Origin of the sequence: Rhizobium sp. 25PS6 (assembly GCF_032464655.1) — a bacterium.
Classification (GTDB): domain Bacteria; phylum Pseudomonadota; class Alphaproteobacteria; order Rhizobiales; family Rhizobiaceae; genus Rhizobium; species Rhizobium laguerreae.
This window is the reverse complement of record NZ_JAWDIV010000022.1, coordinates 115,365-137,645: the sequence shown is the minus strand read 5'-3', so window position 1 is coordinate 137,645 and position 22,281 is coordinate 115,365. Positions and strand designations below refer to the sequence as shown.

The following is a 22,281-nucleotide window of genomic DNA, read 5'->3' as shown; positions in this document are numbered from 1 at the left end:
AGCATACATCGCATAAGATAGCTTATGGAACTAAGTGATTGCACCAATCAACCGCAGCGCCCCGGACAAGATGTCGCCTGGAGGATTTTGCCCAAATACGTTTTGGCCTATATTGCTCGATCAATCAGGCCGAATCTCTCACCACAAGCTCGCCTTTGAAGTTAACCGTCTCCCTCGGTGCTCTTTCCAGAATCATGTCTATTGCCGCTTTGACCATCTGGTCGGTGGGTTGCTCGTAGGTTGTAAGGCCGTATGCTGGTGACGCCGCAGGAGCAGCGTTGTCGAAGCCCACAATGGCGAGATCATCCGGCACACGTAAGCCGAACTCGCTTCGGGCAACATCCATCGCTCCGAACGCGAGAGCATCGTTTTCGCACATGAGGACATCGATCCGGTCTTCCGGCGCAACTTTGGACAGATAGTCCCGTGCGGCTTGCGCGCCGGCTTCTGCGCTGTAACGCTCGGCAGACATCTCTACGAGCTCGACGCCGAGAGCGGTTCGCCAGAACTCCTTAAAGTTTCTCCGCCTGCCAAGCGCTGTAGACAATGTACGCGCCCCGGCCATAAATCCCGGTCTCCGATATCCCCTTTTTAATAGGTGCTCGCCGATCTCGGCAATCGCCACGACCGCATCGCAGGAGATGGCGGGAACACCTTCGATCTGGCTATCTCGAGCAAGAACAAACATCGGAGGCCCACCGCGTCCCAGCTTATGATCTGTCAACATCTCGTCCCGAAACGCCGTACCAAAGAGCACGATCGCATCAACCTGCCGCTGGTCGGCATTCAATATGGCGTGCACGTGGTTGTAGTGTTGATTGATATTGATCAACATGGTCACGAGCCCCTCCGCCTGCAGGCTGGCGGTCAGCTTTTCAAGAAACGGAAGCTTGTGCGGGTTTGCGAAGTCATCCACGAGAACCGCGACCTGATGTGTAGAATTGGTGGCAAGGCTCCTGGCCAAGAGGTTCGGCCGATAATTGAGCCGCTCTGCCGCCTCCAGCACTTTGGCTTTGCTTGCTTTCGTGATCGATGCACCCGGCGTAAATGCGCGGATGACCGTCCACTTTGAAACGCCGGCCTCCATCGCCACGTTCTGCGCCGTCGCTCGCTTCATAGTCGAACCTCCCGTTTGAAACGTTTATTCCATTTCTGTCGGAATGCGAAATGAATGGTTGATTTCTCTTAGCAAGAATCTTATAGCTATGCACGTTTGCTACCGGTAGCAAAAAATATGCACCCGGTAGCAACTTTGGAGGACGCGCCGTCTGAGGCGTTTTTGGTGGTTCTCGCGCTCGGAGGTGCGGGACACCCTTTGGGAGGAGTTTTTATGAAATCGTTTCTTCGTAAAATCGTGCTGGGCGCTGCCGTGGTTGGAGCGCTTGGCGCTGCATCCGGCGTTGCCATCGCACAGGATATCAACATCATCGCCGTAACGCACGGCCAGGCCAACGACCCCTTCTGGTCCGTCGTCAAGAACGGAGTGAGCGCCGGTGCCAAGGATGCCGGTGTCAGCATCGATTATCGCGCACCGGAAACCTTCGACATGGTGGCCATGAGCCAGTTGATCGACGCAGCCGTCAACCAGAAGCCAGCCGGTCTGATCGTCTCGATCCCGGATTCGTCCGCATTGGGCCCGTCCATACAAAAGGCTGTCGCCGCCGGCATTCCGGTCATTTCCATCAATTCCGGTTCCGATGTCTCGAAGTCGCTCGGAGCGCTCCTCCATGTCGGCCAGGACGAATACAGCGCCGGCAAGGCAGCGGGCGAAAAGCTCAAGGAAATGGGCGGCAAGGTTGCCATCTGCGTCAACCAGGAAGTCGGCAACGTCTCCCTCGATCAGCGTTGCAAGGGCTTTTCCGATGGTTTTGCGGGTACCGTTACGGTCCTACCCGTCTCCAACGATCCGGCCGACGTTCGGGCCAAGGTGAAGGCGGCGCTCAGTTCCAATCCCGACATCGACACCGTTATGGCGCTTGGCGCAAGCACTGCCGGCGAACCGTCGCTGGCTGCCGTCGCCGATGCAGGCATGACTGGCAAGATCAAAGTCGCCACTTTCGACCTTTCTGCAGACTTCCTGAAGGCTGTCGCAGCTGGCGATGCCGCTTTCGCCATCGATCAGCAGCAGTTCCTCCAGGGTTATCTGCCCGTGGTCTTCCTCGCAAACTATGCCAAGTACGGCCTGATCCCCGGCGGCAACGTGCCTTCCGGTCCGAACCTGATCACCAAGGAAAAGGCCGCCCAGGTCGTCGAATTATCTGCAAAGGGCATCCGCTAATCCACGACTGCCGAAAGGCTTGATTGTCGAACACCCTCCGCTTTCGAAGAGGGTGTTCGACAGGCGACGTGCGCCGTGAGGAATGCCCTCGGCGCTTCGGCGAATTGCATCCATTGGGAGGTAGGTATCATGGCTCCGATTGAGCAAAAAATAGGAGATGCGTCTAACTCCGACGAGCGCATCAAACAGGTGGGCTTTCTCACACATATGATGCGTCGGCCCGAGCTCGGCGCGGTTGCTGGCCTCATCCTGGTGGTGACGTTCTTCTTTCTTACCGCAGACCGTTCGATGTTTTCGCTTTCAGGTGTGATGACGATCCTGGCCCCAGCCTCACAGCTGGGAATTCTCGCCATTGCGGCAGCTCTGCTGATGATTGGTGGCGAGTTCGATCTTTCGATCGGCTCGATGGTCGCCTTCGCGGGCCTGATCTTCGGTGCGGCCCTGACCAATTTCGGCCAACCGCTCTGGATTTCCATTATCATCACGATGCTGCTTGCAGCCGCCATGGGCGCGGTGAACGGACAGATCGTGATCAGGACACGGCTGCCGTCGTTCATCGTCACGCTTGCCTTCCTCTTCATTCTGCGGGGTCTAACCCTTGTTGGCCTGAAATGGGCGACAGGCGGCTCAACGCAGCTTCGCGGTATAGGTGAGGTCGTCAGCGACGGTCTCTTGAAGCGCTTGTTCTCAGGCGTCGCCTTTCAGGATCTTTTCAGCTGGCTTGCAGCCCATGGCCTGGTCGAGAAGTTCGACAACGGCGTTCCGAAAGTCACGGGCGTGCCGGTGTCGGTGGTCTGGTTCATCGCCATTGCCGGGCTTGCCACCTGGGTTCTTCTGCGCACTCGGATCGGAAATTGGGTCTTTGCCGCCGGCGGCGATCCCAATGCGGCTAGAAACTCCGGCGTACCGGTCGATCGCGTGAAGACGGGGCTCTTCGCGCTCACGGCCTGCGCCGCGGCGCTTGTGGCCATCATCACGGTTCTAGACGCCGGCTCGACGGACGCGCGCCGCGGCTTCCAGAAGGAATTCGAGGCGATTATCGCTGCCGTGATTGGCGGATGTCTGCTGACCGGCGGTTACGGTTCGGCGATCGGCGCCTTTTTCGGCGCTATCATCTTCGGCCTCGTCTCGATCGGCCTGACCTACACGAAGTTCGACTCTGACTGGTTCCAGGTGTTCCTCGGCTCCATGCTGCTGCTGGCCGTTCTCTTCAACAATTTCATCCGCCGCAAAGTGACAGGGGAACGCTGATCATGACTGGTAGCCAATCAGAAACCGCTCCGCCCGTCATCGAAGTCAAAAATATCGTCAAGCACTACGGCTCCGTCATCGCTCTCTCGGGCGTTTCGATGAAGGTATCGCAGGGCGAAGTGCTCTGCCTGCTTGGCGACAACGGAGCTGGGAAATCCACGCTCATCAAGACGCTGTCGGGTGTGGTCCGTCCTTCGGGCGGCGATTTCCTGGTCGAGGGAAAGCCAGTCGCGTTCACCAGTCCGCGCGATGCGCTCGATGCCGGGATCGCAACCGTCTATCAGGATCTGGCGATGATCCCGCTGATGTCGATCACGCGAAACTTCTTCATGGGACGGGAACCCGTAAAGGGCATTCCTCCGTTTCGCCATGTCGACTTCAAGTATTGCAGCGAGGTGACCCGCGAGGAGATGCACAAGATCGGCATCGATATCCGCGACCCCAACCAGGCGGTCGGCACCCTTTCCGGCGGCGAGCGGCAATGTGTGGCGATCGCGCGGGCCGTCTATTTCGGAGCCAAGGTCCTCATCCTCGATGAGCCGACGTCGGCATTGGGTGTTGCCCAGACCTCAATGGTGCTGAAGTACATCCACCAGGTCCAACAAAAAGGCCTCGGCGTAATTTTTATTACCCACAATGTCCGCCACGCCTTTGCAGTCGGGAACCGCTTCACGGTTCTCAATCGTGGAAAGACGCTCGGCACCTTCGACAAAAGCGAGATTTCTCTCGAGGAACTGCAGAACCTCATGGCCGGCGGCAAGGAACTGCAGGTGATTTCTCACGAGCTCGGCGGGACGATCTGAGCAATACAAGCATTGGGAAACAGAAATGACCACGATCCTAAAATCCTCGCCTTTCATGCTCGCAGTGTGCGCTGAAATGGTGTTTCGCTCCCTGCCCGTTCTTGATCGGCTGAAACGGATCACAGAACTCGGTTTCCAGGCGGAAATTTGGGACTGGACGAAACACGATATCAAGGCGATCGCAAAATCTGGCGCCACTTTCTCGTCGATGACCGGATACGTGACCGGCACTTTGGCAGACGAGGAAGGTGCGAATGAGCTTCTGCGCACAGCGCGCCTGTCGATCCCCGTCGCCAAGGAACTCAACTGCCCACGCCTCAACCTGCACGGCACCGGGCTCGACGGGCAGGGTCTGCCCGTCGTCAAATCGGAAATCGTCACTGGCGCCATGTGGCTGAAGGCGTACGACACCCTACAGCGTATCGCCGATCTCGGCGAGGAGGAAGGCGTCACCTTCGTGCTCGAAAACCTGAACGAGGCTGTTGACCATCCGAAGACGCCGTTTGCCAAGGCCGCCGACACTCTTGCATTGGTGGCGGCCGTCAACCGGCCGTCGCTGAAGCTCAACCTCGATCTTTACCACGCACAGATCGGCGAGGGGAACTTGATCGAGCTTTGCCGCACCGCTCTTCCACATATCGGTGAAATCCAGGTCGCCGACGTTCCCGGCCGTAAAGAGCCGGGCACTGGTGAAATCAACTATCCGGCGATCGCACGCGCCCTGAATGAGATGGGCTACCGGGGCACGATCGGCATGGAAGCCTGGCCTTCCGGCGATGACGAGCTGGCGCTTTCCCGCTTTCGCGACGCGTTTTCCCTTTGATCCGACAGCAGCATTTTCAGGAGCTTTCCATGCCCGCCCACCGTCCCGTCAATCTCGCTCTCATCGGTGCCGGCCGCATCGGTTCGTTCCACGCCGAAAGCGTCGCCAGGCGCCTGGTTGATGCCAATTTGCTCGCCGTCGCCGATCCGGCGCCGGGCGCTGCCGAAAAACTGGCGGCAGCGCTCGATGCACCCAAAGCCTATACCAGCGTATCGGAGCTCCTCGCCAATCCGGAGATCGATGGCGTCATCATCGCCACGCCGGCGCGTTTCCACACGAGCGTCGTCGTGGAAGCCGCCCGGGCCGGAAAAGCGGTCTTCTGCGAAAAGCCGATGGCGCTGACGCTCGGGGAAGCAGACGAGGCGATCGCTGAGACAAAGTCTGCCAAGGTACCGCTCCAGGTTGGTTTCAATCGCCGCTGGGACCAGGCTTTTTACGAGGGCCGCGCGGCGATCGACGCCGGCAAAGTTGGTTCCGTCCAACTTCTTCGCTCGTTGACGCGAGACCCGGGTCCCTACGGCGGCAACCCGGAAAAGACGCCGCTATGGACGATCTTCTATGAGACGCTGATCCACGACTTCGACACGCTGCTGTGGCTGAACCCGAAAGCAACCCCGATCGAGGTGACGGCGATTGCCGATGCCCTCGTGGTACCGGACTTTGCCAGAAAGGGTTTTCACGACACCGCCGTCGTCACCATCCGCTTCGACAACGGTTCGATCGCTGTGGCGGAGGCGAATTTCTGCGCCATGTACGGCTACGACATCCGCGGTGAGGTCTTCGGCTCCGGAGGCATGGTGACGATGGGCGATGTACGCCGTTCCTCGATGACGCTCTACGACAAGAACGGAGTTTCGAACGATACCTGGCGGCGTGACACGGATCACTTTGTCCACGGTTACACCGCCCAGCTCGCCTCCTTCGTCGACGCCATAAGGACAGGCTCCGTCACCGGCCCGACCGGTGAAGATGCCCGCAATGCGCTTGCCATCGCGCTCGCCTGTATCACGTCGATTACCGAACGCAGGACAATTCAGCTGTCCAGCCTCTAGGCCGGATCGCAAAAGACGGAGTGTGCCAAGAAATGTCGCAGCATATCCGCAATCTATGCAGCCCGCCGGCAAGTTTCGAAGAGCTGAAGTCGGCCATCGCCTGCCGCCACGTCACCTTCCCTCTTCGCGTCGAGAATGTGGCGAAGAGGGTCCTGGCCAAACCGGAACTCATGGCCTTTGGTAGCGCGACCTCAATCGCGGACGACTGCGGCGTCTCCGTCTCTACGGTCATGCGCTTCGTTGCGCATATCGGTTTCCATGAAATCGCGCAGGCACGCGCAATTTTCAGAAATGAGTTGCGCCGCCGCCTGGCTGTGTTGTTACCCGAGTCGGGTACGAAAAACGAGAGCGATGGGTAGATGGCCGTCGCCACAGTCGGCCATTTGGGCCTCCATACTGCGCACAAGTTAAACTGAAATTGGCAAAGGTTGTCAAACTAGCTCCTCAATCTGTATCGGCGAAAAGCGACGCACCTGCTGGACCAAAGGAGATCGTTGGGAGGCTTGATGTGAGATAGCCCCACGAACCGCGCGCGGCTGCCTCGACCGATTTCTACCCGAGGAAGGCAGCAAATTCGGCTTGAAACACGTTACATGCAGGCCTCGTCCGGCACGAGCACATGGTTCTTGCTCTCAAGCGGTACGAAGCTCGCATTTGGAATCGCGGCGGCAAGCTTGAAACCTTGATCAAGCGGCACGCACACGTTACCGCGGCCCGGCAAATCGCGCCGCTCCCCAAGATCACCTTCTCCGACGCATTCCCTCAGAAACTAGTTTCGATCTTGGGCCCTCTGAGATAGACATCCCAGGTCCATACGCGCGTGTTTTGCGTCGACGCGTCAATCCCCGGAGTTGCATCATGAAAATCGCGCCGCAGCAGCGGATCTATGTCTGCTTCTTTCTCTTCGCTGTGTCGCTGGGCGCGCTGCTGTCGAGGATGCCGGATTTGCAGGTTGCGATGGGCGTCAATAAGTCCGAGTTGGGGTTGACGCTGATAGGGGCTGCGATCGGCGCCTTGATTTCGTTGACTTTATCTTCGCCCTTGATCGCCCGGCTGGGCGCGCGTACGACGGCATTCATTACTGTTCTCGGCACATCTGCGCTGCTGTCGCTGGTGCCGTGGATCGGTGCGGCGCCGCTCGTGTTCTGTGTGCTCTTCGTCGAGGGGCTGCTCGCCGGGGCGCTGGAGATCAATCTCAATGTTGAGATCGACCGCATCGAAGCGCAGTTAGGACGCGGCGTGATGAACAGGGCGCATGGTTTCTGGAGCCTCGGCTTCTTCGTCACAGCACTTGTCTCCTCCGTCGTCCGCCAAGCCGGCATTTCGATGGAACTCCATCTCGCCGCGACCTTTGTCACGGTTCTTATCATCGGCATCTGGGCGATTTCCGGCATGCGGAATGCACCGGCGCGGATCGCGTTGCATGAAGGCAAGGCGCCGCTGGTAGCGCTTCCCACCTGGGGCCTAATGCCGCTCTGCGTGATCGGCATCGCGGCCTTTCTCGTCGAAGGCGCCGGGATCGACTGGTCGGCGATCTATATGCGCGATGTGTTTTCGCTCGAGCCCTTCATCGGCGGACTGGGACTGACGCTCTTTACCTTCTGCATGGCGCTGGCGCGCCTATTCGTCGATCCGCTGGTCGATCGGTTTGGCGCGCGGGCCGTCGCCACGATGTTGCTTGTTCTTTCGGCGATCGGCATCTGCGCCGTGTCGGCGGCGCCGCATCCCTATGTCGCGCTGGTGGGCTTTGCCTTGATGGGCGCCGGCTGCAGCGCGGTCTATCCTCTCGCCGTTTCGGCGGCGGCCCAACGCACAGATCGCGCGGCGTATCTCAACGTCGCCGCCCTCGGCCAGATGAGCTTTGTCGTCTTCTTCCTGGCGCCGCCGCTGCTCGGCTTCATTGCCGAACATGCTGGCATCCGGACATCCTATCTCGTCTGTCTTCCGCTGATCATTTACGCGCTCTTCTCGGCCAAGGCGCTTGCTACGCCCCGGGCTGCCGGCGGCGGTAGCGCTGCGATTGCTCGAAGCGTCAACGGGTGACTTATTGTGCTGCCGGTTTTTGGCCGCGCGATTGGTTCCGCGCAAGGCCCAAACGAGCACGTCGTCGCGGCATGCATGGTGCTTTCCCTAAGCCTTGCGAGATTGAAGGTCAGTCCGCTCTGGTCGGGGAAGATCGCCATCGTGCGCTATTGATCACGTGTAAACCAGCCTGGCGGTGACGCTTCGCCGAAATTACAGACGAACGACGGCCTTGAGCGGGATCGAACCGGCGTTGGCTAATCGTGAAGCACCTGATAGGTCATAGATCGCTGTGTATGAGGTCTTGGCACATCCTCAGAGACACACCCTCGGACCGCACTGGAGAGCTTTGATGGGCTGGAAAACACCGAAGATCGAATACGTGAATGGCTATAAGATCGTTGAAGTCGAAGGGCCTACCTTCAAAGTCTACGATGGAGACCGTCAGCTCGGGGACGATTTCCCCTACCCCGGCGAAGCTGCTGCTTACGCAACCTCGTTGCCAAAACGGGATCATCCACGCAGCTAGGCGAAACGCCGCGGAAGATCATTCAAAAACCCTTTATGGCAGCCTTACTGAAAGTGGAACAAGATTTGACCAGCTCCCAACTTTCTTCATCGCTGGAACTGCTTGGGTGGTCTGAATTCTTCGCTGACCAGGTCCAGCCCAGCGAAGCGGACTTGATCCCCAGACGCATCGCTTCAGTTCACCGGGCACGCATCGAGGCAATCGATGTCACCGGGCCGGTCGGACTGGAATTCCCATCCAATACCAGTACCGGTGACTACGCGGTGGGCGACTGGGTTCTTGCCGATGCACTGACTGACATGCTTATCAGACGTCTCGACCGAAAAAGCGTCTTTCAGCGACGCCCGGAAGGCGGACGTGGCCAGCAACTTGTTGCCGCCAACATCGACACCCTGTTGATCGTGACCTCGTGCAATGCCGATTTTAATCTTGCTCGGCTGGAACGTTACCTGATCATGGCCAACCAGGCCGGGAGCAATCCGGTGATTGTGCTAACGAAGGTGGACACCGCGGAAGATGTCGGCATATTCCAGGCGCAAGCCGAGGCGTTGCAGCGTGACCTGCCTGTCATCGCCTTGAATGGGCGCTCCGCGGACGCCGTTTCCCTGTTGAGGCCCTGGTGCGGCGTTGGCCAGACGGTTGCGTTGGTGGGATCTTCTGGTGTCGGAAAATCAACGCTGGTGAACACCATGACCGGGCCTGAATCCGACGCAAAGCAAAAGACGGGCACCATCCGCGAATATGACGCGCAGGGCCGCCACACAACCACGGCGCGATCCCTGCATGCAATTTCAGGCGGCGGCTGGCTCATCGATACGCCGGGAATAAGAACGCTTTACGTGAGTGATGGTGCCGACGGTATAGACACCCTCTTTGCTGAAATAACCGAACTGGCGCCGCTTTGCCGCTTTCGCGATTGCACCCATGCCCATGAACCTGGGTGCGCGGTCCAGGCAGCTGTCGCAAGCGGTGCTCTGGTCGCCGATCGCCTGGAACGCTGGCGGAACCTGCTTGCAGAAAACCGCGACCGAACACCGGTCGTGAGCGGACCACGCGGCAACAAGATCGTTCGCAAGAAGAAATATTGAAAGTGTAGAACGTTTGCGACGGTGCTCATCGGCATCAGCCCATGATCCGCCACCTGAATTGGCTGGGCTGGGGGATAGCGCGAGCGCTCAATGATTGGGATTGCGGTCACGAAGAAGACCCTGCAAGCGGCCGCTCCCGCTTGTGAGGGATATATCTTTGAACAACCGCGATATGAGGCGCGGTTGCAATCCTTGCCTCTCATCGATGAGGAGGAATGACATCCTCTTTATCTCGATCGTGATCACGCCTGCATTGTCATGGCGACGATAATTCCCGGAATCCATCGCATGGAATCCATTTTCCACCGCCCAGGCGGCTATCATATCCGCGTTCATCAAGATCCTGCTTTAGGAGATGTGGACGTGCTGTCTCTAGCTGTCCCGCTCGCGCAAATCGCTTCGCAGTCCTACCGATACCGTAACTGAATCGCTCTAATCCAGCCAAATCCTTCCAAGATTACAGTTCCCGCTCAGGTGTTGCGAGAAAGACTCGAAGCAATCGTTGTAAACCGGTACCACTCAGCCGAGGCCCCGCCCGTTTTAGTGCTCTTGAAGGGATGTGAACCGGCGACGCCTTACTCAGGATAAGCCGCTGATGTGTAACCCTTATTTATGGAACTGGAGGTAGTGGGCTCTTTTTAGCGTGCTCATCGTGTTCGTCAGGCGCGCCTATGTGGTGCAAGCTGCACGCCAAGCATCCTCCGCCATCCTTGATCGTAGCGAAACGAGGCAGGATGCATTACTCGATATCTTTCAGCGCATCGAGCGGGCCGATCAGCGCCGTGCGTGGGGGCACGAGGGTCGGCTGCACCAGATGCGTAATTGCTGGGCCGCGGTCTGCGTCGAGGATCGCAAACCCCTTGGTGATCATCGCCTCGCTGTCCTGCCGGATCATGAAGACGGGGAAAGGCAGGAAGGAGCCGAAGGGATCGTAGTCGTAGCAGCCGACGATGATATCGGCGAAGGTCTCATGCGGGTGCAGGGCGAGGAAGCGCATCAGCCCTTCGAGGTTGATCGAGGAATTGACGAAGAATGCGCGCGGCAGCTTTCCATGGCCTTCGTAGAAGGCTTCGAAGGCGCGCGCCGTCATGGCGGGGGAATAGCCGGTCGGCTGGATGCAGACGTCCGGATCCGCGCCCAGCAATGCGCGCTTTACGTCGCGAAAGCCGCGAATTCGCTCATGGCTGGCATGGTCGTTGCGGCCGCCGAACAGGTACAGATCGTCGGGTGAAAGTGGGCCATCCTCCTGCGCGCGTTCGATGATCGCCTGTGTCAGCATGCGCGCACCTTCATGATTGTCGCTGATGATCGACGGCGCCAGCGTGCCCGGCAGATCGATGTTGACGTGCTTCAGCCCAGCCTTTTCGCAAACCTTGTGCACGCCATCCGGATCGGTTGCGCCGGCGATGAAAAGCTCGTCGATCGAATAGGAGATCAGCGTCTCGACAACCTTGCGCTCCTCCTCCGGATCGCGACAGGCGCTGACGACGAGAGGGCACTGGCCGCGGCTTCTGACCTGCGCCTCGAAAGACTGCGCCATCGAGGAGAAATAGCGGTTGTCGTGCACCGGCAGCAGAAGACCGACGAGACCGGAGCGGGACGAACGCAAGCCGCGGGCCTGCAGATTTGCCGTATAGCCGTGCTCGTTTGCCAGATTCTGAATGAGCTGCGCCGTCGCCTCTTTGATACGCCGTTTCCGCCAGCTTCCGTTCAGCACGGCGCTCACGGTGGAAGGCGACGCACCCGATAGGATCGAGAGATCGTAGATGGTCGCCTTCTTCCTGCTGACGTTGGTCATATCGCGCCTTCCTTTGTCGCTTCCCTTAGAAACAAACCCCTCTTGACGAAAGCCCCGCCTTGATCGATAGTCATTGCACCATCGATTGTGCAAAAAAGAAAGATCGATTGTGCAAAGATGGTTCGCCGGAGGAGGCGGGATGGGAGGCAAGGGTATTCCCTCGCCAAGAAGCAATCAGGAACAACCTGCCGCAAACCGGCCGGTGGTCGTCGTTCGTATGAGCGACCTTTGAGGAGGAGTGAGGATGAGGAGCCTTATCGTAGCGGCGTTTGCCGCATCGCTGTCGCTTGCCGGGGCGGTGGTCGCGTTTGCGCAGGACGCGCCGAAGGTCGGCGTTGTCGTCAAGATCGGCGGCATTCCCTGGTTCAACGCGATGGAAGCCGGGATCAAGGAACAGGGCCAGAAACTGGGGGTCGATGCCTTCATGATTGGCCCGACCAGCGCCGACCCGGCGCTGCAGGTGCGCGCCATCGAGGATCTGATTGCCCAAGGCGTCAAGGTCATCGGCGTGGTTCCGAACGATGCCAAGGTGCTTGAGCCCGTGCTGACCAAGGCGCAGGCCGCCGGCATCAAGGTCATTACGCATGAATCGCCCTCGCAGAAGGGCGCCGACTGGAATTTCGAGCTCGCATCGGCCACCGGCTTCGGTGAAGCGCATGGCAAGCTGCTCGCCGAGAAAATGGGCGGCAAGGGCGAATATGCCGTCTTCGTCGGCTCGCTGACCGTGCCGCTGCACAACGCCTGGGCGGATGCCGCAATCGCCTATATCAAGGCGAATTACCCGGACATGAAGCTCGTCGGCGAGCGCTACGGCGTGGCGGAAGACGTCGACAAGAGCCGCTCGACGGCGCTCGATCTCATTGCCGCGCATCCGGATCTGACCGGCTTCCTCGCCTTCGGCAGCCAGGGTCCGATCGGCGCTGGGCGCGCCATCGAGGAACGCCGCAAGACGGGCAAAATCTTCGTGCTCGGCCCGTTCTCGCCCGGTCAGGGCCAGAAGCTGATCAAGGCCGACGCGATATCGGGCGGCTTCATGTGGAATCCGAAACAGGCCGGCGAAGTCTTCGTCACGCTCGCCGATCGCCTGATCAAGGGCGAGAGCGTCAAGGAAGGTGATGACATTCCGGGTCTCGGCGTGATCAAGCCTGTTGGTAACGACATCATCGTCGATCAGCTGCTGCCGATCAACAAGGATACGGTTGACGACTTGGCCGCAATGGGCCTCTGAAGAGGCCCCCTCCCCGGGTGTCGGGCTGGTCCATGTCGACCGGCCCGGCGTTCGGGAAAGAGAGCGGTATCCGGCCATGGCCGGACCATTTGACTTTTATGGCATTCGACTGGACGGGCAACCGGCATGAACACAGCAACGGATGATGGTGTGAAGGCCACGCCGCTTCTTTCGCTTCGCGGCATCAACATGACATTCGGCGGTGTCAAGGCGCTCAAAGACGTCTCCTTCGAAGTCTTGCCCGGCGAAGTGCATTGCCTCGCCGGCGAGAATGGATCCGGCAAGAGCACGTTGATCAAGGTGATCTCCGGCGTTTATCGGCCTGCAGACGGCGCCGAGATCGTCTTCGACGGTGAGGTGATATCCCAGATGACGCCTGCCATGGCCCAGTCCCGCGGCATCCAGATCATCTGGCAGGACCTCGCGCTTTTTCCGGAAATGAGCGTGGCTGAGAATATCGCCTTCCAGACCCTTTCCGGTTCGCGCCCGCGCTTCGTCAATTATGCCGCGATCCGCGGAATAGCCGAGGAAGCACTCGCCCGCCTCGGCGTCACCCTCGACGTCGACAGACCCCTTAAGGATTTCGCCATCGCTCAGCGCCAGATCGTCGCCATTGCCCGCGCGCTGGTCGGAGAGGCCCGGATCGTGTTCATGGACGAGCCAACCGCCTCGCTCACCCAGTCCGAGACCGATCATCTGCTGGCGATCGTGCGCACACTGTCGGCTTCGGGCGTTGCCGTGGTCTTCGTCAGTCATCGTCTTGCGGAAGTGCTGGAAATCTCCTCGCGCATCACGGTACTGCGCGATGGCGCGCTGGTCGGGGTCTATCCGGTGGAGGGCATGACCCAGTCTAAGATCACCGAGCTGATGACCGGGCGCACCTTCGACCAGAATGTAGTCGCCCGCGACGTATCGCAGAACCCGGTCGTGCTTTCTGTCAGCAAGCTTTCCCGGCCTGGCGAGTTCGAGGACATCTCCTTTGATCTGCGCCGTGGCGAGACGCTCGGGATCACCGGCCTGCTTGGCTCCGGGCGCACCGAACTTGCCCTCACGCTGTTCGGCATGCGCCGGCCCGCCTCCGGAACGATCGTGTTGGAGGGAAAGCCGGTGCGCTTTGCCTCCAACCGCGAGGCGATCACATCAGGTGTCGCCTATCTCTCCGAAGACCGCCTTTCGCTCGGTCTCAACCAGCCGCAATCCATCGCCGACAATCTGGTCATGGCCTCGCTCAACCGCATCCTGAGCGGCCGGCTCATTTCGCCTGAAAAGAAGCGCTCGCTCGTCGCGCGCTGGATCGCCGATCTCGGCGTTAGGATCGGCAGGCAGGACGATGCGATCTCGACGCTTTCGGGCGGCAACCAGCAGCGCGTCGCCATTGCCAAATGGCTCGCCACCGATCCAAAGGTGCTGATCCTCGATGCGCCCACGGTGGGCGTCGATGTCGGCGCCCGCGCCGGCATCTTCGAAATCGTAGCGCGCCTTGCCGAGGCGGGGCTTGCGATCATCCTCATCTCGGACGAGGTGCCGGAGGTCTATTTCAACGCCGATCGGATCATCCATATGGAAAAGGGCCACATGGCCGGCTGGTACGATCCGCGCGCGACCACACTGAAGGACCTGGAGGCGACGGTTTATGCGTAAGCTGTTCCTGGCCTATACGACGGAATTCGTGCTGTTTGCCGTCATCATCGCGATGAGCATTGTCCTGGCTTTTACGACCGACCGCTTCATCACGCTCGGCAATGGGTTCGACCTGCTCAACATCAGCGCGGTCAATATCATCTTCGCCGTCGGCCTGCTCGTGGTGCTGATATCAGGCGGCATCGACATCTCCTTCGCCGTCGCCGCCTCGATCGTGCAATATGTCACTGCACTGGCGCTTGAGCGGATCGGCGGGGGCGGCTGGGTGTCCGGTCTGCTGATCGCGGCCGGTATCGGCATGGTGCTCGGGATGATCAACGCCTTCCTGATCCACCGCTTCCGGATTATCTCGATCGTCGCGACGATCGCGACCTTCAACGTCTATTTCGGCCTGCTGATGTTCTTCACCAAGGGCGTGTCGATCTACAATCTGCCCGACTGGCTGACGACCCGCGTCATCATCTATGAGCGCGAAATGGCCGATGGCAGCTGGGCTGAGATCACCTTGCCGGTTGTCGTTATGGCCGTCTGCACGCTCGCCACCTGGCTCTTCATTACCCGCACGACGACCGGCCGGCAGCTCTATGCCTTCGGCGACAATCCGGAAGGGGCGCGCCGCTTCGGCATCAATATCGGCGCCATGCAGTTCATCGCCTTCGGTTGGCTTGGATTGATGGCAGGCATCGCCGGTCTCATGCAGGCGCATTATGCGCAGGAGGTCGTGCCGAACGCACTTTATGGCCGCGAGCTCGATGTCCTGGCTGCGGTGGTGCTCGGCGGCGCGCGGCTGGGCGGCGGCAAGGGCTCGGTGCTCGGTTGCGTGCTGGGCGTGCTGCTCGTCTCGATCACCCAGAACGGCCTCAACCTGATGGGCGTCTCGCCCTTCGCCTTCAAGATGATCGTCGGCGCGATCATCCTCGTTGCGATCACCTTGTCGAGCGCCCGCATCGGCAATCTGGTGCCGGTATTTGCGACCCGCAAATTGACCGGCGGCAGGCCTGCAGACAGGGGAGAGAGCTGATGAACGCGCTCGCCGCCCGCTTCAACGCCATCTTCGGGGCCGACATGGCCGGTCCCCTCGCCGCACTGGCGGCCGTGCTGATCGTCTTCGGTTTCGCCTCGCCGCATTTCCTGACGAGCGCGACCTTCGGATCGGTCGCCTTTCAGCTTCCCGAGCTTGGCATCCTGACGCTTGCCATGCTGATGCCGATCCTCACCGGCGGCCTCAACCTTGCGATCACCTTCACGGCCAACATCGCCGGCCTGACGCTCGCCTGGACGCTGCAGGCCAATGGCGGCATCGATGCCGGCCCTAGCGCCTTCCTGCTCGGTTCGGCTCTGGCACTTGCCGTCGGCGCGGCAAGCGGCCTGGTCATGGGGCTGGTCATTGCCTTTACCCGCGCCCACCCGATCCTCGTTTCGCTGTCGATGATGATCTTCCTGCGCGGCCTCGGCGAGTTCCTGACACGCGGCGGCGATATCTCGGGCTTCCCCACCTTCGTCGCTCCGATCGGCCACGGCAGCATCCTCGGCATCCCGGTACCTTTGTTGATCCTGATCGCCTGCGTGATCGCCAGCCACGTCCTGCTCTCGCGCTCCAAGCTCGGCTTTTCTACCTACATGATCGGCTCCAATATCGAGGCTGCCCGCTATTCCGGCATCAACACCCGCAAGGTCCTGGTGCTGGTCTACATGCTTTCCGGCGTGATGGCGGCGGTTGCGGGCATCATCATGCTTGCGCGCTTCAATTCGGTGCGCGTCGGCCACGGCGAATCCTATCTGCTGATCACCGTGCTCGCCTGCTTTCTCGGCGGCATCAATCCTTTCGGCGGCTTCGGCCGCGTCCTGCCCGTTTTCGTGGCGCTCATCGTGCTGCAGCTCCTCTCTTCGGGGCTCAACCTGCTCGGCGCCAACCAGCATCTCACCACTGCCGTCTGGGGCATCCTGCTCATCGTCGTGATGGTGCTGCGATGGCTCTCGGCCAAGTTCATCAGAATCGTGAAATAGGAGATACGACCATGGAAGGTTTCGGCGTTCACACCAGCATGTGGACCATGAACTGGGATCGCGCAGGCGCCGAGAAGGCGATTGCCGGAGCCGTGCATTACAAAATGGACTTCATCGAGATCGCGCTGCTCAATGCGCCGGCTGTAGATACCAAACACACCCGCGACCTGCTCGAAAAGCACAAGCTGCGCGCCGTCTGCTCGCTCGGCCTGCCGGAACATGCCTGGGCATCCGTTCGCCCGGATGCGGCGATCGAGCATCTGAAGGTCGCGATCGAAAAGACTGCGGAAATGAACGCGGAAGCTCTGTCCGGCGTCATCTTCGGCGGCATCGGCGAGCGTACCGGCGTGCCGCCGACGCAAGGCGAATACGACAACATCGCCAAAGTGCTCGACGCGGCGGCAAAACATGCGAGGAAGTACGGCATCCAGCTCGGTGTCGAGGCCGTGAACCGCTATGAGAACCACCTGATCAATTCGGCGCAGCAGGCCGTCGACATGGTGGAGCGTGTCGGCGCCGACAACATCTTCGTTCACCTCGACACCTACCACATGAATATCGAGGAAAAGGGTGCGGCAAACGGCATCCTGATCGCCCGCGATCACCTAAAGTACATCCATCTTTCCGAAAGCGACCGCGGCACGCCGGGCTACGGCAACATCCCGTGGGATGCGATCTATGCCGCGCTTGCCGCAATCGGATTCAAGGGCGGGCTTGCGATGGAAAGCTTCATCAACATGCCGGTTGAGGTCGCCTATGGCCTGGCCGTCTGGCGCCCCGTTGCACGCGATATGGAAGAGGTCATGGGCAAAGGCCTGCCGTTCCTACGCAATAAGGCGGAACAATACGGTCTGATCTGACCCCAGTTGCCGGATATCGCCCATTCGGTTGCATCAGCCTTAAGTCGAGGCTGATGCTGGTCGTCCATAAGTCACAACCGCAGCGGCCACAGGGGTGCCTGGCTGAAGAGCTCTCGCCACCGCCAGCAAGACCATGCGCCCCATCTCTTCAGCAAATGTTGGAATTTCTTTCGGCTTGTGGGTACGAAATGACTGCTGAGAAATATCATACTCGTTGTGATATTGTTATTATTGCTTGTTACATTCCTCCTCCTATGCCATTTTGCCTATTAAAATAAGACGCTTGAACGGCTCGCGCCTGGGCTCTAGTTTCGAAGAGATGGCGGCGTTTCGATCGACCATCGATATGGGGGAATCTTGGATGGCACGCATTACGCTGAGGCAACTGCTCGACCATGCTGCGGAGGAAGGCTACGGCGTTCCCGCTTTCAACATCAACAATATGGAGCAGGCGCTCGCCATCATGGAAGCCGCCGACGCGTGTCATGCGCCGGTTATCATGCAGGCGTCGCGCGGAGCCCGCGCCTATGCCCATGACATCATGTTGAAGCACATGATGGATGCCGTCGTCGAAATCTATCCGCATATTCCTGTCTGCGTGCATCTCGATCACGGCAACGATCCCTCCAATTGCATGACGGCGATCCAGGCGGGCTTCACCTCGGTGATGATGGATGGTTCGCTGAAGGCGGACGCCAAGACGCCCGCCGACTGGGCCTATAATGTCGGCGTCACCAAGATGGTGACCGATATGGCGCATTTCGGCGGCATCTCGGTGGAAGGCGAACTCGGCGTTCTCGGTTCCCTGGAGACCGGCATGGGCGAGGCCGAGGACGGCCACGGCGCCGAGGGCAAGCTTTCGCATGACCAGCTGCTGACCGATCCGGACGAAGCCGTGAAGTTCGTGCGCGAAACCAAGGTCGATGCGCTCGCTATAGCGATGGGCACATCGCATGGCGCTTACAAGTTCACCCGCAAGCCGGACGGTTCGGTGCTGGCGATGAACGTCATCGAAGAAATTCACCGCAAGCTCCCGAACACGCATCTCGTCATGCATGGCTCGTCCTCGGTCCCGATCGAGCTGCAGGAGATCATCAACAAATATGGCGGTCAGATGAAGCCGACATGGGGAGTGCCGGTCGAGGAAATTCAGCGCGGCATCAAGAACGGTGTGCGCAAGGTCAACATCGATACCGATGGCAGAATGGCGATGACCGGTCAGATCCGCCGCGTGCTGCAGGAGGACCCGAGCGAGTTCGACCCGCGCAAATATCTGAAGCCGGCAATGACGGCGCTGACCAAGCTCTGCAAGGAGCGCTTCGAACAGTTCGGCACGGCCGGTATGGCGGGCCGCATCACGCCCCTTCCCGTTGCGGAAATGGCGAAGCGTTACAAGTCCGGTTCACTCGATCCGGCTTTCTCCTGAAACTGGGCTAGAGCATGATGCCGAAAAGTGTGAAGCGGTTTTCGGACGACATCATGCTCTCACTATATAATGTAGAACAGGATTTAGATTTTGGGCCGACCCGGCCTAAAATCATCCTGTTCTAGCCCGAGGCCGGGCGGGGTGCCTTTTCCGGCTCGGCGGCGACAGGTCCGCCCGTCAGTGCTTGGCCGTGGAAGCGGCTCAGCTGGCTGACAACATCCTCGATTTCGCTTGCCGTTCGTTCGGCATTCCAATCGAGCGCCGCCCCGACAACGCCGGCGATTTCCCGCAGGCCTTCCAGCGTCAACCGGCCCTCGATCGCAAGCGTCGTGCGGCGCATCACGATGTCCGACAGGTGGACGGCGAGTTCGTTCCGGGCGATCCAGTCGATCTCCCGGAAACTGTAACGCGACGCACCGGTCAGGCGCTGTTCGTCGGAATAGCTTGAGGGGGAAGAAAGCAGGGCCACAGCCGTCGTGCCGTAGCGGCCGAGCAGTTCGTCAGCTCGCTCGGCAACAACGCCGCTGCGTGACGCCATATCCCTGATCCAGGCGTTACGTTGCTTGGCCTCAGCCGGAAAGGCCTTGCCGCCGCCGATCGCGAGATAGCGCGTCGACTGGCTGCGGCTGCGCTGCAGCCGGGCGAGAATGGTGTCGGCGACCTCTTCCGCAAAGCCGCGGAATGTCGTCCACTTGCCTCCCACCAGCGAAATGATCGGAAAAGGTCTGCCGTCCTCTGGCTCCTTCACCGGCGCGGAGTGATCGCGGCTGATCAGCCCCGGTACGGTCGCATCCGATGCAGGTAGCGGGCGGATGCCACTATAGCTGTAAACGATCTGGTTGTGATCGAAGCGCAGCGTCGGCAGCAGCGAGCGGACGCTTTCGAGGAAATACTCCGTTTCGGGCTCTTCGCAGGAGACGTTGTCCGGATCATCCGCGGGAATGTCGGTCGAGCCGACCAGCGCCAGCCCGAGATAGTCGTAGACCAGGCAGATGCGGCCGTCGTCGGCCTCGAAATAGATCATCTGGCCGTTGAGGCTTCGCACCAATTCGGGATGGTCAAGCAGGATGTGGGAGCCCTTCGTGCCGCCGATCAGGTGCGATGGAGCGCCGAGCAACGTGTTGACGTGATCGATCCAAGGACCTGCCGCATTGACGACCAGCTTGGGAGCGACGGTGAGCTCACGACCATCGGGCTGACGGAAGGTCAAACGCCCTTGTGAAACAGCAGCCAGTGTCGCGAAATTCGCCGCGAGGCTCCCCGCATTCGCGTCGAGACCATCACCGACGAGCTCATAGACGAGCCGCTCCGGCCTGCTGATCTTGGCATCGTAATAGATGCCGCCGGCGACGATGGCGGGGGTAATATGCGGCATTTCCTTGCGCGCCTGTTTCTTCAGGATCAGCCGGTGGCGCGGCATGACCTGGTCGCGCGAACCGAAGAAGTCGTAGAGCCGAAGCCCGATCTTGATGAGAACCGCACCACGGCTGCGCGGCGCCGTCTTCGACCCGAAGAGCGTCCGGATCGCTGCCCCGATGCCGCGTGTCCAGGAAAAGACCGGAATGAAGGTCGGCAGCGGCTCGACGCAATGCGGCGCGTTCTTCAGCAGGAGGTTGCGCTCAAGCGTCGACTGCGCAACCAGTCCGAACTCACCCGTTTCCAGATATTTCAGGCCGCCGTGAATGAGCCGCGATGGTGCGGCGCTCGTGCCGGAGGCAAAGTCGGCCTTGTCGACGATCAGGCAATTGACACCCTGTAGCGAGAGGTCGCGGAACAGGCCGGCACCGTTGATGCCCGCCCCGATGATCAAAACGTCGATATCGTTCTCGCCGAGATTCGAGAAGCGCTGCTGCAAATCGGGGGTCATGCTCATCGTCCTCAATCGCCCGCCGCTGCAGGCATTTGTCTTTTCAGTTTGCCGATTGCTCCGGCGCAAGCGCGGCAATCCTAGGCCAAAGGGGGATCATCGCGTCGGCAATGTCGCGGAATACCCGGTAACGCTTTTCATAATCCGCGCTGCGCGCCGCATCCGGCCGGCAAGTTTTCGCGATGGAGGCCGTGTCGCGCGGATCGCTCTGCGGATCGGCAAAGATACCGGCGCCCGAGCCGGCACAAAGCGCAGCACCCCAGGCGGCCGCCTCATCGGTCTCGGTGACCGTGACCGGCATGCCAAGCACATCGGCAAACATCTGCACGACGGCAGGATTGCGCGAGACGCCACCGGCGAGCCGCGCCTGATCGAAGGCAAAGCCGTCGCGAAGCGCGTCGACATGGATGCGATGATTGAAAGCGATGCCCTCAAGCACGGCGCGCAGCATATCGCCGCGGTCGTGCCATCCACCGAGCCCGAAGAAGCCGGCGCTGGCTGCTGCGCCATAAGGCGAGCCGAACAGATAGGGATGGAAGAGCGCCGTCGAGGGGCGCTCGAAGGCGGCGTCGATCTCGGGCGCCAGCAGGGCGTGGATCGAGTTGCCTTGCATCTCGCCATTCATTCGCTCGGCAGCGCAGAGCGTATCCAGAAACCAGTCGTAATTGGCTGTCGAGGCCGGGGAGATCGACATGCTGTTCCAGATGCCGGGCGCAATCCCGTTGCGGCAGAACCAGCGTCGATCGACACGCGGTTCCGACGAAAGCGTCTCGTTGATCGAATAGGTCCCGGCAATGACTGCGACAACGCCCTTGGCATAGCCCCCTGCCCCGAGCGCCGAGGCCGTGACGTCGTGCAGACCGGCAACGACAGGCGTCCCTTCGGCTAGGCCCGTCAGCTGCGCGGCTTCACGGGTCAGGCGTCCGACGATCTGGTCGGAGCGCGAGGCCGGCGGCAGGGCGTGGACGAGATCCTGCAATCCAAACAGCTGCAGGGCGTCCTCGCTGTAGTTCTGCGTTTTGACATTGGTGAAGGAGGTGCTGGCTTCGGTGCGGTCCGTACCGATGATCCCGGTGAGGCAGAACCGCAGCCAGTCCTTGCAGCTGCAGAAATGGCCGATGCGCTTATAGCGTTCAGGCTCCATTTCGCGGATCCACGCAAGCAATGCCGATGGCGCGGAGACATGCGGGATCTGCCCCGTCAGTTCGATCGCCAGGTCGGCGACATCGCTCTGCGTCCACCGGTCGACGATCGCCCCTGCCCGGCTGTCCAGCGAGAGAATGGCCCGGCCAAGCGGCTTCCGGGCGTGATCGAGCAGGTAGATGCCGTCTCCATGCGCGGTAGCGGCAATGCCCTCTATGTCGCTTGCCGGTCGTCCGCTGAGGGAAATCGCTTCGCGAATGGCATCGGCCGTCGCGTTCCACAATTCATCCATGTCGCGCTCGATATGGCGGGCCTTCGGAATGAACTGCGTGACGCGGCGCCGGGCGGCTGCAAGAGGCGTGCCGTCGATATCGAAGACGACCGCCTTGGTGACGGTCAAACCACTATCGATCCCGAGCAGTGTCGGCATTCAGATTTACCTCACGAGGAGCAACGGGCCGGCGC

20 protein-coding genes are annotated in these 22,281 nt (G+C 60.3%); 15 read left to right on the top strand and 5 right to left on the bottom strand.

Annotated features, from left to right (window positions below):
• Positions 1-124: 124 nt before the first annotated feature.
• Positions 125-1,117 carry a LacI family DNA-binding transcriptional regulator gene (locus tag RWK44_RS27945; protein WP_316029693.1) on the bottom strand — a complete coding sequence of 331 codons (993 nt, stop codon included), beginning with the start codon at positions 1,115-1,117 and terminating at the stop codon, positions 125-127.
• A 213-nt stretch (positions 1,118-1,330) separates the two neighbouring features.
• Here RWK44_RS27945 and RWK44_RS27940 point away from each other — a divergent pair, with 213 nt between their 5' ends.
• The 9 genes from RWK44_RS27940 to rsgA all read left to right on the top strand — a co-directional run bounded on the left by RWK44_RS27940 (position 1,331) and on the right by rsgA (position 9,846).
• Complete coding sequence (locus tag RWK44_RS27940; protein ID WP_077980730.1) at positions 1,331-2,278, top strand: sugar ABC transporter substrate-binding protein; 948 nt, start codon at positions 1,331-1,333, stop codon at positions 2,276-2,278.
• A gap of 129 nt (positions 2,279-2,407) precedes the next feature.
• Positions 2,408-3,529 (top strand): ABC transporter permease, encoded by a 1,122-nt coding sequence (locus tag RWK44_RS27935; RefSeq protein ID WP_316029692.1) that lies wholly within the window; start codon positions 2,408-2,410, stop codon positions 3,527-3,529.
• 2 nt (positions 3,530-3,531) lie between these two features.
• Entirely contained in the window at positions 3,532-4,332 is an 801-nt protein-coding gene (locus RWK44_RS27930) for an ATP-binding cassette domain-containing protein (protein WP_131641170.1), read from the top strand.
• A gap of 25 nt (positions 4,333-4,357) precedes the next feature.
• Positions 4,358-5,155 carry a TIM barrel protein gene (locus RWK44_RS27925; RefSeq protein ID WP_077980727.1) on the top strand — a complete coding sequence of 266 codons (798 nt, stop codon included), beginning with the start codon at positions 4,358-4,360 and terminating at the stop codon, positions 5,153-5,155.
• A 29-nt stretch (positions 5,156-5,184) separates the two neighbouring features.
• The gene (locus RWK44_RS27920) at positions 5,185-6,207 is read left to right on the top strand and encodes a Gfo/Idh/MocA family oxidoreductase (protein ID WP_077980726.1); all 1,023 of its coding nucleotides are present in this window, start codon (positions 5,185-5,187) and stop codon (positions 6,205-6,207) included.
• A gap of 32 nt (positions 6,208-6,239) precedes the next feature.
• Positions 6,240-6,566: an RpiR family transcriptional regulator gene (locus RWK44_RS27915; protein ID WP_077980725.1), complete on the top strand. Its 327-nt coding sequence runs from the start codon at positions 6,240-6,242 to the stop codon at positions 6,564-6,566.
• A 499-nt stretch (positions 6,567-7,065) separates the two neighbouring features.
• Positions 7,066-8,250, top strand: coding sequence for an MFS transporter (locus RWK44_RS27910; protein WP_316029691.1), 1,185 nt, complete (start codon positions 7,066-7,068; stop codon positions 8,248-8,250).
• A gap of 331 nt (positions 8,251-8,581) precedes the next feature.
• Positions 8,582-8,758, top strand: a complete 177-nt coding sequence (locus RWK44_RS27905) for a hypothetical protein (RefSeq protein WP_164902139.1) — start codon at positions 8,582-8,584, stop codon at positions 8,756-8,758.
• Positions 8,759-8,793: 35 nt separating this feature from the next.
• Entirely contained in the window at positions 8,794-9,846 is a 1,053-nt protein-coding gene (gene rsgA / locus RWK44_RS27900; RefSeq protein ID WP_222012007.1) for a ribosome small subunit-dependent GTPase A, read from the top strand.
• An 87-nt stretch (positions 9,847-9,933) separates the two neighbouring features.
• Here rsgA and RWK44_RS27895 read toward each other — a convergent pair whose 3' ends face one another.
• On the bottom strand, positions 9,934-10,182 hold the full coding sequence (locus RWK44_RS27895; protein ID WP_027663746.1) for a hypothetical protein: 249 nt from the start codon (positions 10,180-10,182) through the stop codon (positions 9,934-9,936).
• Between the two features lie 403 nt (positions 10,183-10,585).
• Positions 10,586-11,644 (bottom strand): LacI family DNA-binding transcriptional regulator, encoded by a 1,059-nt coding sequence (locus RWK44_RS27890; RefSeq protein WP_077980721.1) that lies wholly within the window; start codon positions 11,642-11,644, stop codon positions 10,586-10,588.
• Positions 11,645-11,888: 244 nt separating this feature from the next.
• Here RWK44_RS27890 and RWK44_RS27885 point away from each other — a divergent pair, with 244 nt between their 5' ends.
• From RWK44_RS27885 to fba, 6 genes are all read left to right on the top strand, one after another.
• On the top strand, positions 11,889-12,872 hold the full coding sequence (locus RWK44_RS27885) for an autoinducer 2 ABC transporter substrate-binding protein (RefSeq protein ID WP_025397348.1): 984 nt from the start codon (positions 11,889-11,891) through the stop codon (positions 12,870-12,872).
• Between the two features lie 126 nt (positions 12,873-12,998).
• The gene (locus tag RWK44_RS27880) at positions 12,999-14,513 is read left to right on the top strand and encodes a sugar ABC transporter ATP-binding protein (RefSeq protein ID WP_131718467.1); all 1,515 of its coding nucleotides are present in this window, start codon (positions 12,999-13,001) and stop codon (positions 14,511-14,513) included.
• Positions 14,506-15,534: an ABC transporter permease gene (locus RWK44_RS27875; protein WP_316029690.1), complete on the top strand. Its 1,029-nt coding sequence runs from the start codon at positions 14,506-14,508 to the stop codon at positions 15,532-15,534. Before RWK44_RS27880 ends, RWK44_RS27875 begins: the two co-directional genes overlap by 8 nt.
• Positions 15,534-16,520, top strand: a complete 987-nt coding sequence (locus RWK44_RS27870) for an ABC transporter permease (RefSeq protein ID WP_316029689.1) — start codon at positions 15,534-15,536, stop codon at positions 16,518-16,520. Before RWK44_RS27875 ends, RWK44_RS27870 begins: the two co-directional genes overlap by 1 nt.
• An 11-nt stretch (positions 16,521-16,531) precedes the next feature.
• Positions 16,532-17,380 (top strand): sugar phosphate isomerase/epimerase family protein, encoded by an 849-nt coding sequence (locus RWK44_RS27865; RefSeq protein WP_025397352.1) that lies wholly within the window; start codon positions 16,532-16,534, stop codon positions 17,378-17,380.
• A gap of 361 nt (positions 17,381-17,741) precedes the next feature.
• Complete coding sequence (gene fba, locus RWK44_RS27860) at positions 17,742-18,806, top strand: class II fructose-bisphosphate aldolase (RefSeq protein ID WP_025397353.1); 1,065 nt, start codon at positions 17,742-17,744, stop codon at positions 18,804-18,806.
• A gap of 121 nt (positions 18,807-18,927) precedes the next feature.
• Here fba and RWK44_RS27855 read toward each other — a convergent pair whose 3' ends face one another.
• Positions 18,928-20,679 carry a glycerol-3-phosphate dehydrogenase/oxidase gene (locus tag RWK44_RS27855; RefSeq protein ID WP_316029688.1) on the bottom strand — a complete coding sequence of 584 codons (1,752 nt, stop codon included), beginning with the start codon at positions 20,677-20,679 and terminating at the stop codon, positions 18,928-18,930.
• Between the two features lie 37 nt (positions 20,680-20,716).
• Entirely contained in the window at positions 20,717-22,246 is a 1,530-nt protein-coding gene (locus tag RWK44_RS27850) for an FGGY-family carbohydrate kinase (RefSeq protein ID WP_131663503.1), read from the bottom strand.
• Positions 22,247-22,281 lie beyond the last annotated feature (35 nt).

Bases quoted from the DNA above. Each gene is read 5' to 3' on its own strand.
- RWK44_RS27855 (WP_316029688.1), bottom strand. From the start codon at position 20,679: ATGAGCATGACCCCCGATTTGCAGCAGCGCTTCTCGAATCTCGGCGAG.
- fba (WP_025397353.1), top strand. From the start codon at position 17,742: ATGGCACGCATTACGCTGAGGCAACTGCTCGACCATGCTGCGGAGGAA.
- RWK44_RS27940 (WP_077980730.1), top strand. From the start codon at position 1,331: ATGAAATCGTTTCTTCGTAAAATCGTGCTGGGCGCTGCCGTGGTTGGA.
- RWK44_RS27880 (WP_131718467.1), top strand. From the start codon at position 12,999: ATGAACACAGCAACGGATGATGGTGTGAAGGCCACGCCGCTTCTTTCG.
- RWK44_RS27935 (WP_316029692.1), top strand. From the start codon at position 2,408: ATGGCTCCGATTGAGCAAAAAATAGGAGATGCGTCTAACTCCGACGAG.
- RWK44_RS27945 (WP_316029693.1), bottom strand. From the start codon at position 1,117: ATGAAGCGAGCGACGGCGCAGAACGTGGCGATGGAGGCCGGCGTTTCA.
- RWK44_RS27905 (WP_164902139.1), top strand. From the start codon at position 8,582: ATGGGCTGGAAAACACCGAAGATCGAATACGTGAATGGCTATAAGATC.
- RWK44_RS27910 (WP_316029691.1), top strand. From the start codon at position 7,066: ATGAAAATCGCGCCGCAGCAGCGGATCTATGTCTGCTTCTTTCTCTTC.
- RWK44_RS27930 (WP_131641170.1), top strand. From the start codon at position 3,532: ATGACTGGTAGCCAATCAGAAACCGCTCCGCCCGTCATCGAAGTCAAA.
- RWK44_RS27865 (WP_025397352.1), top strand. From the start codon at position 16,532: ATGGAAGGTTTCGGCGTTCACACCAGCATGTGGACCATGAACTGGGAT.
- RWK44_RS27925 (WP_077980727.1), top strand. From the start codon at position 4,358: ATGACCACGATCCTAAAATCCTCGCCTTTCATGCTCGCAGTGTGCGCT.
- RWK44_RS27915 (WP_077980725.1), top strand. From the start codon at position 6,240: ATGTCGCAGCATATCCGCAATCTATGCAGCCCGCCGGCAAGTTTCGAA.
- RWK44_RS27875 (WP_316029690.1), top strand. From the start codon at position 14,506: ATGCGTAAGCTGTTCCTGGCCTATACGACGGAATTCGTGCTGTTTGCC.
- RWK44_RS27895 (WP_027663746.1), bottom strand. From the start codon at position 10,182: ATGAACGCGGATATGATAGCCGCCTGGGCGGTGGAAAATGGATTCCAT.
- RWK44_RS27870 (WP_316029689.1), top strand. From the start codon at position 15,534: ATGAACGCGCTCGCCGCCCGCTTCAACGCCATCTTCGGGGCCGACATG.
- RWK44_RS27850 (WP_131663503.1), bottom strand. From the start codon at position 22,246: ATGCCGACACTGCTCGGGATCGATAGTGGTTTGACCGTCACCAAGGCG.
- RWK44_RS27920 (WP_077980726.1), top strand. From the start codon at position 5,185: ATGCCCGCCCACCGTCCCGTCAATCTCGCTCTCATCGGTGCCGGCCGC.
- RWK44_RS27885 (WP_025397348.1), top strand. From the start codon at position 11,889: ATGAGGAGCCTTATCGTAGCGGCGTTTGCCGCATCGCTGTCGCTTGCC.
- rsgA (WP_222012007.1), top strand. From the start codon at position 8,794: ATGGCAGCCTTACTGAAAGTGGAACAAGATTTGACCAGCTCCCAACTT.
- RWK44_RS27890 (WP_077980721.1), bottom strand. From the start codon at position 11,644: ATGACCAACGTCAGCAGGAAGAAGGCGACCATCTACGATCTCTCGATC.